This window comes from Nocardia cyriacigeorgica, from assembly GCF_010858045.1.
Classification (GTDB): Bacteria; Actinomycetota; Actinomycetes; order Mycobacteriales; family Mycobacteriaceae; genus Nocardia; species Nocardia cyriacigeorgica_E.
Window position 1 is genome coordinate 1 of the sequence record NZ_JAAGVC010000328.1, and the last position, 290, is coordinate 290.

Sequence of the window (290 nt, forward strand, 5' to 3'; positions counted from 1 at the left end):
CATAGGCGGGGTCGAGATCGGCGACCGCACCGAACGTCGCGATGCCCGCGTTGTTGCACAGGATGGCGATATTGCGTGCCGACAGCTCCTCCACCAGCGGCGCCCGCTGCTCCCGGTCGGCGAGGTCCACCGCGCGCACCTCGGCGGTGATGCCGTGGGCGAGGGTCAAACGCTGTGCCAGCTCCTCGAGGATGTCCCCGCGGTCGGTCGTCGGCCAGCGACACGTGGCGGACGGGTGTCGCTTACGCTCATGGCGTGAGCTTGCCTGCCCCCACCGCCGACAATCGTGC

1 pseudogene is annotated in these 290 nt (G+C 70.0%); it reads right to left on the reverse strand.

The window, feature by feature from the left end:
• Positions 1-202 (reverse strand): annotated as a pseudogene (locus tag GV790_RS31535) (short-chain dehydrogenase); the annotation flags it as partial.
• Between the last annotated feature and the right edge of the window lie 88 nt (positions 203-290).